The organism is Gemmatimonas sp., assembly GCF_046594945.1.
Classification (GTDB): Bacteria; Gemmatimonadota; Gemmatimonadetes; order Gemmatimonadales; family Gemmatimonadaceae; genus Gemmatimonas.
In genome coordinates this window covers 1-9,521 of the sequence record NZ_JBKJRB010000037.1, presented here as the reverse complement: position 1 = coordinate 9,521, position 9,521 = coordinate 1, and the positions used below count along the sequence as shown (strand labels likewise).

11 protein-coding genes are annotated in these 9,521 nt (G+C 64.3%); 3 read left to right on the top strand and 8 right to left on the bottom strand.

The features are described 5' to 3' along the window. On the top strand, positions 1-1,182 hold a 1,182-nt coding region (locus ACLL97_RS04415; protein WP_411279266.1), incomplete at its 5' end, for a hypothetical protein. 146 nt (positions 1,183-1,328) lie between these two features. Here ACLL97_RS04415 and ACLL97_RS04410 read toward each other — a convergent pair. The 4 genes from ACLL97_RS04410 to ACLL97_RS04395 all read right to left on the bottom strand — a co-directional run bounded on the left by ACLL97_RS04410 (position 1,329) and on the right by ACLL97_RS04395 (position 5,026). Beyond that, the gene (locus tag ACLL97_RS04410; protein ID WP_411279265.1) at positions 1,329-2,375 is read right to left on the bottom strand and encodes a sulfite oxidase; all 1,047 of its coding nucleotides are present in this window, start codon (positions 2,373-2,375) and stop codon (positions 1,329-1,331) included. Between the two features lie 96 nt (positions 2,376-2,471). After that, positions 2,472-3,704, bottom strand: coding sequence for a patatin-like phospholipase family protein (locus ACLL97_RS04405; protein ID WP_411279264.1), 1,233 nt, complete (start codon positions 3,702-3,704; stop codon positions 2,472-2,474). 86 nt (positions 3,705-3,790) lie between these two features. After that, on the bottom strand, positions 3,791-4,486 hold the full coding sequence (locus ACLL97_RS04400; RefSeq protein WP_411279263.1) for an ATP-binding protein: 696 nt from the start codon (positions 4,484-4,486) through the stop codon (positions 3,791-3,793). Further along, a complete protein-coding gene (locus tag ACLL97_RS04395) occupies positions 4,487-5,026 on the bottom strand; it encodes a YaeQ family protein (protein ID WP_411279262.1) in 540 nt (179 codons plus the stop codon). It abuts the gene before it with no gap. Between the two features lie 96 nt (positions 5,027-5,122). On the opposite strand from ACLL97_RS04395, the gene ACLL97_RS04390 reads away from it, so the two are divergent. Next, positions 5,123-5,380: a GlsB/YeaQ/YmgE family stress response membrane protein gene (locus ACLL97_RS04390; protein ID WP_411279261.1), complete on the top strand. Its 258-nt coding sequence runs from the start codon at positions 5,123-5,125 to the stop codon at positions 5,378-5,380. A gap of 71 nt (positions 5,381-5,451) precedes the next feature. Here ACLL97_RS04390 and ACLL97_RS04385 read toward each other — a convergent pair whose 3' ends face one another. The 4 genes from ACLL97_RS04385 to ACLL97_RS04370 form a co-directional block, all read right to left on the bottom strand. Beyond that, the gene (locus ACLL97_RS04385) at positions 5,452-6,381 is read right to left on the bottom strand and encodes a branched-chain amino acid transaminase (RefSeq protein WP_411279260.1); all 930 of its coding nucleotides are present in this window, start codon (positions 6,379-6,381) and stop codon (positions 5,452-5,454) included. Between the two features lie 33 nt (positions 6,382-6,414). Further along, positions 6,415-7,203: an SDR family oxidoreductase gene (locus ACLL97_RS04380; protein WP_411279259.1), complete on the bottom strand. Its 789-nt coding sequence runs from the start codon at positions 7,201-7,203 to the stop codon at positions 6,415-6,417. Further along, entirely contained in the window at positions 7,203-7,604 is a 402-nt protein-coding gene (locus ACLL97_RS04375; protein WP_411279258.1) for a cupin domain-containing protein, read from the bottom strand. Before ACLL97_RS04375 ends, ACLL97_RS04380 begins: the two co-directional genes overlap by 1 nt. Before the next feature lie 201 nt (positions 7,605-7,805). Next, on the bottom strand, positions 7,806-8,444 hold the full coding sequence (locus ACLL97_RS04370; RefSeq protein ID WP_411279257.1) for an NAD(P)-dependent oxidoreductase: 639 nt from the start codon (positions 8,442-8,444) through the stop codon (positions 7,806-7,808). A gap of 229 nt (positions 8,445-8,673) precedes the next feature. Between ACLL97_RS04370 and ACLL97_RS04365 the strand changes: the two genes are divergently transcribed. Beyond that, positions 8,674-9,521, top strand: an 848-nt coding sequence (locus tag ACLL97_RS04365) for a formate--tetrahydrofolate ligase (protein ID WP_411279256.1), incomplete at its 3' end; no start/stop codon positions are given.

The window sequence follows — 9,521 nt, the reverse complement described above, 5'->3', positions numbered from 1 at the left end:
GGTGTGATCTTCGAACCGGCCGCGCGGACGTTTACGGCGCAGGCAACAGCACCCACGGGCATCGAGATCACCGGCGGCCCGGTGGCCGCGACGTCGTATACGGCGGGTACAACGTTGCCGAGTGCGACGATCCGCGTGACCGGCGAAGGCAATCGCACTGTGGAAGGATTCACCGGCACGATCGCGGTGAGTGTGCTGCAGGGCGGCCCACTGTTCGGCACCGCGAGCCGCACTGCCGTAGCCGGCCAAGCCACATTCGCCGACCTCTCAATTCAACAGGCCGGCGCTACGCAGCAGCTCAACTTCGCCGCTGGGGTGCTGACCGCCAACACGGGTGTCTTCTCGATCGGCGCAGCATCGGCGGCCACACTGGCGATCAACGCCGGCAATAATCAGACGGCGCCGTTCGGCACGATCCTCGGTACCGCGGCCGGCACCGTCGCGCCGTCTGTTCGCGTGATTGACAGCTACGGGAACCTGGTGAATGCCGCGACGGTGTACTTCACGCCCACAGCGCTCGCGACCGTCAATCAGTCCACCAACGCCTCTGGCATCGCGTCGACCACCTGGACCCTGCAGGCGGGGGCAAACGAATTGCTAGCCAGTCTCGACGCGACGCCGACGCTTGATGAGGCCCGCTACAAGATTTTCACGGCGACCGGCACGACCACCAGCACGCCGATCGTGAGCTGCGCACCGGGCAATCAGAAGGATCCGATCGGCTCGTACGCGGTGCGAGTGAACGGAAGCAACAAGAAGGTGACCGATGCCACGTTTTATCTCTCGATCACCGGCAGCGCCAATGCGCTGACGCCGTACGACATGCGCGTTACGGCCAAAGTGTACGGTACGGTGAACACTGTGCAGAACACGCTGACCGGCACGTACATCTCCAACGTCTCGCGCGTCTTCCTACGCGGCAGTGCGTCGGAGCAGAAGGAAGCCAACTTCTATTTCCCCAACGGCTTCACATCTGGCAACAGCGGCGGCACCAAGATCGTGTTCACCATCGCGCCGACCCAGTCCGTGACCGGCACGATCCAATTCAACGCCGGTTCCTGCGCACCAGGCACGAGGTGCACCACGACGCCCGATTGCAAGGCGCTGAGCGAGGTGCCGATCAACACGCCGTTCGGCACCGTATATCGCCTCGGCCCTGCCGTGAAGCTGCTCGGCTACTAGGCACCGCCCAGCACGCAGAACGCGGAGGGACGCTACAGCGTCCCTCCGCGTTCTGCTTTCAAGCTGTTCACGCCGTTTATTCCTAGCGCCGTTCACTCCTAGCGCCCTTCATTCCTAGCGCTGTTTATTCCTAGCGCCGTTCACTCCTAGCGCCCCTCGCAGTCACCTACCCCCACCGTTATCCCTCTCACCCCGTTATTCCCGTAGCCCAACCGATTCCACGCAATCCGCTCCGGCTGCCGGTGTCCCGCCGTATCCGTCGCGCGACTCCAGATGGTCGCCGTCGCCGCATCCGGCAGCATCAGCTCCGCCTCGAACGGCGTCCACGCATAGGCCGAAACCGGCGTGCCCAGGGCGGCCTCGATCCAGATTGGTGCGTCGTTTACCGCCAGCTCCACACGCACGATCGCGCCCGCACCCGACCACGCCCATCCCTGCACTGTCACGGCACGCGCGCACTGCCCGCCGTCGAGCGGTGACGTGATCATCGACTTCACACGCGCGCGACGCACTGGCTCCACCGTGCCGTTTACGTCGTAGACGTAGCGTTGTTGCTGAAAGTAGCCGCCAAACGGCGTCGTGAGCGCCTCCAGTCGGGCGAGCCATTTGACGCTCGCCATGCCATACCATCCCGGCACGATCAGGCGAGCCGGTGCCCCGTGATCAGCCGATAGCGGCACGCCGGCCATGTGGGTTGCCACGATGGTGTCCGGATGCATCGCGTCGGCGATTGGCAGCGATCGAGCGAAGCGCACCTCGCCATCAGCGTCATCACGCGGCCCCGCGTCGGCGCCGACCCCGAGAATTTCCGCCACATTTGCCGCCAAACCGGCGCGCTCCAGCAGCGTGCGCAGTGAGACACCCGACCACGTGGTCGTACTCACCGCGCCATAGCGCCACGGCTCACCGGTAGGGATGGGGTCCATGCCCAAGCGGCCGTTGCCGGCGCACTCCAACGTGACCGTGACATGACGCTGCGGTAGTGCGGCCAGTTCTGGTAACGAAATCGCGTAGGGCGACCCCACCGCACCACCGATGTCGATCAGGTGCGTGTCGTTGAGCGACGGCAGCGCAAAATTGCTGCGGACGTACACACTGGGCGCCGGTGTGATCGGCGCCGACAGCAACCGCGCCGGCGTTTCCGCGCAGAGCGGTTCGGCGCGAACGACATCGAGTGCGACCGCAGCTGTCACAGCAGGTGAGGAATCGAGAACGGAATCGAGAACGACGTGGTCAGGCACGGAGGCAGCAGCAGGGGAGATGAACAAGGCGGACGCGATGTCCGTATCCTAACGCGAACGGGGGCGAACTTCGGGCCGAGTGAAGGCACTCGGTGTGAGCGCATCCCACGGCGTGGCGCTTTGCGCCTTGCTGAATCCGAGGGAATCGAGACGCAGCATGAACCGTCGCTCAAAGAGCGCGTTCGCACCCGGGAACACCGACTCCTCGCTGGGAATAGCGGCCACTCGCACGTGCATACGCAGACCCGGCACCCGATCGCTGACCGCACGCGACAGATTCTCGAGCGCCGTCAGTGTGGCCGGCTGATGGGCGTAGAACAGCAACGAGGTGGAGCGACTGCTGATCGCGCGCCGCGCCGACGGCTTCATCACTTTCGGTTCACCGTGCGTCCACAGATTCATGATCACCCACACGCGTACCGTGACATCCGTCAGCCCGCGCGCCTGTAAACGCTGTCCAAGGCGCGTGTAGTCCTCGAAGGTGAGCAGTGGCAGAATATTCTCGATCACCCCGCCATCGGACTGTAAATGTCCGTCGATCATAACCGGTGGGAAGATGCCGGGAATGGCGGTCGCCCCCTTGAGCAGCTGCTGCGCGCGCACAGCGGTAGCGGCGCCGGACTGGTCGCTTCCGAGCTCGTCGCCTAACGACCACATCCGACCGATGCCAAGATCGAAATCCGTGGTGCCGAACACAATCTGTTGATCCGTCGCGAAGGCGGACTGCAACTCGCTGCGGAGCGGGCCATTGAAGGTCTGGGCAATCGTCCGATCAAAACGCTTCGTGTTCACCAGTCCGCCGGTGGGGCGGAGCCAGAACCACCAATCGAGCGTCGGCGCAAAGCTCTTGGCGGCGCGAGCGTACAGCGCGGTGATGGTGTCGATCGCGCTGGGCGTGCCGATCAGCGCATAGGGCGCCTGCAAGGCGCCGGTACTGATGCCGGTCACGAGATCGAATCGTGGCATCGAATCGGAGGCGCGCTGCTGCCACCCGCGCAGAAAGCCAACACCGAATGCGCCGTTTTGACCACCGCCGGAGAGCATCAACACATCCACCGTCCGATCACCCCGTTTCGCGACACGCCGCACCAGCCGCTCAATCACGGTATCGCGCAGCGCACGATGCTGAGCGTCAATCGCGACTGCGTCGCGCTGCAGGTCGGCCACCGTGGTCGGCGCGCGGGTGATGGCCGCGCAGCCAGTGAGGAGGGCAGCCGCGACCGCCAACCGACCGCACGTGTTCATGAACGTGTTCATGAACACGTTCAGGCGAATTTTCACGCGCGTCGTCCCGATACTCTGTACTCGCATGCGCGCAATCTAGTCCCAGTACCAGCCGCGCTGCACGATACGCGGACGCCGAACCGCTACCGGTCGTCCGGCCCCAGCAGGTCACAATAGGCAAACCGATCGTCCCGAATCACGACCGGGCCGAGCGCACAATCGATTTTACGATCGAAGATCGGGCCATCGGACACAAACGTGTGGAACTCTCCGCGCTCGCCACACGGGTCGATCAGTGGGGGCAGCGCCGACAGCAGCGCATTGTCGAACCGGCGTCCAGCAAAGGCCTGGTCGAGTTGCGCTGTGTCGACGCACACCAGATGGGCCACAAAGCCATCGGCCACGAATCGGGCCGCGAGCGCCGGGGTCGGCGTGCCCCAAAGGGGGAATCGGGGGGCGAAGCCGCTGCCGTGCAACGCGTGCTCCCGATAGGCGCGCACGTCTTCGAGGAACAGATCGCCGAACGCGATCTCGGTGACCGTCGGAAAGCGTGCACGAATCGCCGCCAGTCCTTCCCGAAAGGCCGCCTCGTACTCGGCATTGCTGCACTGCGGCCGCAGCGTGATCTCGACCAGCGGCAGCCCAAGTGACGCCGCCTGGGCGACAAGCAGCGTGCGTCGCACGCCGTGAATGCTGACGCGATCGTAGCCCGCGGTCACGCTGGTCAGCAGGGCAACCACCTCGAGATCCGGATCGGCACGCAAGGCTTGCAACGCGAGGCTGCTGTCCTTTCCTCCGCTCCAGCTCAACACCACCGCGCGGCCATTCGGCATGCCCATTCAGCGCACCGAAAGTCGCTGTATCGTCCCGCTCAGCGTCGAGCCCGCCACGTTGAAGAAAATTGTGCCGTCGGTGACCGACAACTCGACTTTCATACGCCGATCGAGCGTCTGCGCGATGGCATCAACCAGCTCGCGTTCGAGCGCGTAGAGCTCGATCTGTTCAGCGCGATGGATCTTTTCCCCCTCCCACTGGCGACGGAGCTGCGCCGGATCGCGATGGGTGTAGATCGCCACTCGTGGCGCCGCTTTGCTGGCCTTGTGCAACCGAGCAGCATCGGGCGCGCCGAGCTCGATCCACACCTTCAGGCTGCCGGTCAGGTCGCGCACGCTCAGCGGCGGCTCATCCGGGTCGGAAATGCCGCGGGAGAACGCGATGCCCTCGCTGTACTCGAGACAATAGGCGAGCAGCCGCGCCACGAAGTACTCCGGCGATTCCGACGGGTGCATGGCCATGCGGAACTCGAGTGACTCGTACACGCCGCGATCGACGTTGGCCAGCGCCACTTCGAGGGCGTACATGGTGGAGGTCAGCGCCATTGGTCGAGCTCGTTTGCACGAAAGCGGTTACGCACTACAACCTTCCTGTGTTCGAAATGAAAAACAGTGCACCGTTCTTACATGAGGACCGCACCAATGGATCTGCTGCTCTGGCTTTTCGTGGGACTCGGCGCCGGCGTACTCGCGTCGCTGATCGTTGGCGGCGTCGGTTTGTTCGGCGATATGATCGTGGGCATCATCGGCGCGTTCGCGAGTGGTCTGCTCTTTCGAGAGCTCGGGATCGCGCCGCCGTTTCCCGGCGTCCCCGGTGTGATCTTCACGGCCGGAATCGGCGCCGTCGTCCTGCTCGCGCTCCTGCACCTCGTGGCGGGACGTCGAAGCCCCACGTTCTAGCGTTCGAGTAAACGACGAGAGCGCACGCGACTCTGCTGTCGCGTGCGCTCTCGTCGTTTACTCGCGCACCATCAATCGCGACAGTACGTCAGCCACCCGTGCGTGTCATCCACGCGACCGTGCACGATATCGAGATACTGCTTCTGCATCAGTGTGCTTATCGGTCCCGGCTTCCCGGCACCGATCGTGATCTTGTCGACACTGCGCACCGGCGTGATCTCGGCCGCCGTGCCGGTGAAGAACACTTCGTCGGCCATGTACAACATCTCGCGCGGAATGTGCGCTTCACGCACCGGGATGCCCGCCTCGCGCGCCAGCGTCATGATCGTGTCACGCGTGATGCCGCCCAGAATCGTGCCGTCGAGCGGCGTGGTCACGATCGTACCGCCCGACACGAGGAACACGTTCTGACCGGAGCCTTCACTCACCATGCCGCTCGGACTCAGTGCGATGCCTTCGGCGTAGCCGTTGGCCATCGCTTCCATCTTGATGAGCTGACCGCTCAAATAGTTACCGGCGATCTTCGCCATGGCAGGAATCGTGTTCGGCTCCACGCGATGCCACGATGAGATGCAAGCATCCACGCCGTTCTCGAGCGCGCCGGCGCCGAGGTACGTGCCCCACGGCCAGCAGGGCAGATACACCTCGACCGGTGCTCCGGTAGGTACCATCCCGGCCGTGCCGTATCCGCGCACGACCATCGGTCGCAGATAGCACGACTCCACACCGTTGCGAACAAGCAGTTCACGCGACGCATCGATGAGCTGGTCGATCGTGTACGGCACCTCCATGCGGTAGATCTTGCACGACATCATCAGTCGTGTGAGATGCTCGCGCAGTCGGAAAATCGCCGGCCCACGCGACGTGCTGTACGCGCGGACCCCTTCAAACGCGGACGAGCCGAACTGCACGGAATGGCTCAATACATGGATCGTGGCATCCGCCCACGGGATGAACGCACCATCGCGCCAGATCCACTGGGTTTCGGCAATTTGGCTCATGTCGGAACGCTTCGGTTAGAAGAACGGGGAAGGCTACAGCAGCGAATGCACTGCGCCGCCATCCACCAACACGGCTTGCCCGGTCATGAACCCGGCCCGCGCGGAACAGAGGAAAGCTATCACTGCTGCCAACTCATCCGGGCGGCCGAGTCGCCCAACCGGCGTTTCCGCCGTCCACCCGTCGAACACCGACTCACGGCTCTGACCGGTGCGCGTTGAGGTGGCACTGGCCAGCGCATCGAGTCGCTCGGTGGCCGTGAAACCGGGCAGCACCGAGTTCACCGTCACCCCATCCCCTGCCACTTCATCGGCCAGCGTGCGCAAATAGCCCGTTACGGCGGCACGCAAACTGTTGCTGAGCACCAGCGATCCCTGCGGACGCTTCACGGCCAGCGACGTGATCGAGACCACTCGTCCCCATTTTCGCTCACGCATACCCGGCACGAACGCGCGCGTGAGTTCGACCACGCTGCGCAGCAGCAATTCGCTGGCTTGGGTCCAGGTGTCCCACCCGTGCGACATCGCGGCGCCAGTTGGCGGGCCACCGGTGTTCGCCACCAGAATATCGACGCGTCCGTGCGCGGCCATCGTTTGCGCGATGACGTCGGCAATGCCAGCCTCTGTCGCGAGGTCAGCCACGATCGCCGTGACCGAGGCCCCGAGCGCCTCGAGCTTGGCTTTCGCGCTCCCGACCGACGCAGCGTCGCGTGAACAGATCACCAGCACGCAGCCTTCGCGCGCGAACTCTTCCGCCGCGGCGAATGCGATACCGCGACTCGCACCGCACACCAGCGCGACCTTTCCCTGAATGCCGAGATCCATCAGCGAGTCCCGCGGAGATAGTCGTCGGTCTTGTCGATCCAGTCCTGCCGCGGCGGGTTGAAGATGTCCACGTCGAGCGTATCTTCGAGCGCTTCGGCGCGATGCCGCACATGGCTCGGGATCACCAGCACGTCGCCGGCACCGACATCGGTATACGTATCGCCCGGGGCATCGGCATGTTCGCCGATCCAGAAACGCAGCGTCCCCGACAGCACGTAGGTGAACTGTTCGTTGAGGTGATCGTGCGCCGGCACGATGGCACCCTTCTTCAGGTACACGTGCGCGAGCATCATCTTTTCGCTGTAGATCAGCCGGCGACCGATGAGCGGCGTGAGCTCTTCGATGGGAAGTTCATCCCAGTTCTGCTTGCGTACGTTGTGCATGACAGGAGCGTCGGACATGACAGGATTCGATGAAGGGGAAGACCGTGCGGACGACCGTTCGGACGACCGTGCGGATGCCAGGGCGGCGAGTCGATTCTCTTTGCGCAGGTCCCACAACGCGTACAGACAAAACAAGATCCCGAACCCGAACACGAACATCGTGTCGAACACAAACATCGGGTTGAGAAATTTCTCCACGGTGGCTCCGCGGCGACGGCCCTAACGATTGGCCGCGTACACGGCCTGTTGCGCGAATCGCGGCTCCTGAATCTCACGCACCAGCGCGCCGGCCAGTGACGCGCGGGCAATGCGGCTCCGCATACCGACCGAGAGCTCGGGTCCGATATCCACGGCGTCCGTCGCCGAATCGTCGGTGAGACGCGGCGGCTTGATCAGCGTCCACCCGGCTAGCTTGCTGTTCCGCACGAGACGTTCCTGCTCGGCGCGATCTTCCAGCATGCCCTCGTGCGCCGACCGTTGCACGATGCTGCGCATGAAGCGCATCGCCAGCGACACGTTCGACGGCATGCCGCCCGTCATCGCGCCCGTGACCACCAAGAGCCGCTGCTGCGACTGTGTGTGCATGGCGGCAATGATGTTCTTGGTGGCCGCAGCACAAAAGGGAATGCGGGCATCGTGGTGCGGGCCGAACAGCACGACTGCGGCATCGGCCCCGCGCAACACTTCGCGCACGGCCGTCGGATCATTGAGTGATCCCACCACCACGGTGGACGACGTCGGCACCTGTTCCGAGGGCTTCGCCCGATAATGCAGCCGCAACGAAATCCCGGCGTCGGTCGCGCTGGCAATGAACGCGTGACCTGTCCGCCCGGAGGCGCCGAAAACTGAAACGATCATGAAATCCTCTGTCGGATTGCGGCGATGCCGCCAGCGGCACCGATGGGAAGTATGCACCACCACCATCCGGACAGGCAGCCAACCCCCGCATTCTGCGGTATCTTCGGGGCATGTGTACGTCGGCCGGATAGCATACGTGGGACATCACTCAACATGCATCCGGAACTGCCGATGCGGGAGCATCCCTGCCTGCTTGCAGGACCGTCCTTCACTTCATGAACCGAGTCGCATGACCGTCACCCCTCCGTTCGTCCCGTCGGATATCGAGATTGCCCAGCAGGCGCGCCTGCGCCCGATCACGGCCGTGGCGGCCGATCTCGGGCTCGGTCCCGACGACATCGACCAGTACGGACGCTACAAGGCCAAGCTGCCGCTTGCGCTGGCCTCGCAGCCCCCCAAGGGCAGACTGGTGCTGGTCACGGCCATCAGCCCCACGCCAGCCGGTGAAGGGAAGAGCACGGTCAGTGTGGGACTCTCACAGGCATTTCGGCGCCTCGGGCACAATGCCGTGCTCTGCATGCGCGAGCCGAGTCTGGGGCCGGTGTTCGGCGTGAAAGGTGGCGCGGCCGGCGGCGGCTATGCGCAGGTGCTCCCGATGGACGACATCAACCTGCATTTCACCGGCGACTTCCATGCGATCGCCAGTGCGCACAGTCTGTTGTCGGCGATGATCGACAATCACCTGTATCACGGCAATGCGCTCGGCCTCGACACCAAGCGCATCGCGTGGCCGCGCACGATCGACATGAACGACCGCGCGCTGCGCAGCGCGATCATCGGGGTCGGCGCCGGCAACGGCGTGATGCGCGAGGAACGTTGGGTAATCATTCCCGCCAGCGAGGTCATGGCGATCGTGGCGCTGGCGTCCGACGCCGAGGACCTCGAGCAGCGACTCGGCCACATCATCGTGGGCACCACGAGCGGAAAGGATCGCACGCCCGTCCGCGCGCGCGATCTGCAGGCCACCGGAGCGATGTCGCTGCTGCTCAAGGATGCGCTACGCCCAAATCTCGTACAGACGCTCGAGGGCGGACCGGCCATTCTGCACGCCGGCCCGTTCGGCAACATCGCGCACGG

Excerpts from the sequence above, each read along its gene's own strand:
- ACLL97_RS04400 (WP_411279263.1), bottom strand. The coding sequence starts at position 4,486 with ATGGGCATGCCGAATGGCCGCGCGGTGGTGTTGAGCTGGAGCGGAGGA.
- ACLL97_RS04395 (WP_411279262.1), bottom strand. The coding sequence starts at position 5,026 with ATGGCGCTGACCTCCACCATGTACGCCCTCGAAGTGGCGCTGGCCAAC.
- ACLL97_RS04390 (WP_411279261.1), top strand. The coding sequence starts at position 5,123 with ATGGATCTGCTGCTCTGGCTTTTCGTGGGACTCGGCGCCGGCGTACTC.
- ACLL97_RS04385 (WP_411279260.1), bottom strand. The coding sequence starts at position 6,381 with ATGAGCCAAATTGCCGAAACCCAGTGGATCTGGCGCGATGGTGCGTTC.
- ACLL97_RS04380 (WP_411279259.1), bottom strand. The coding sequence starts at position 7,203 with ATGGATCTCGGCATTCAGGGAAAGGTCGCGCTGGTGTGCGGTGCGAGT.
- ACLL97_RS04375 (WP_411279258.1), bottom strand. The coding sequence starts at position 7,604 with ATGTCCGACGCTCCTGTCATGCACAACGTACGCAAGCAGAACTGGGAT.
- ACLL97_RS04370 (WP_411279257.1), bottom strand. The coding sequence starts at position 8,444 with ATGATCGTTTCAGTTTTCGGCGCCTCCGGGCGGACAGGTCACGCGTTC.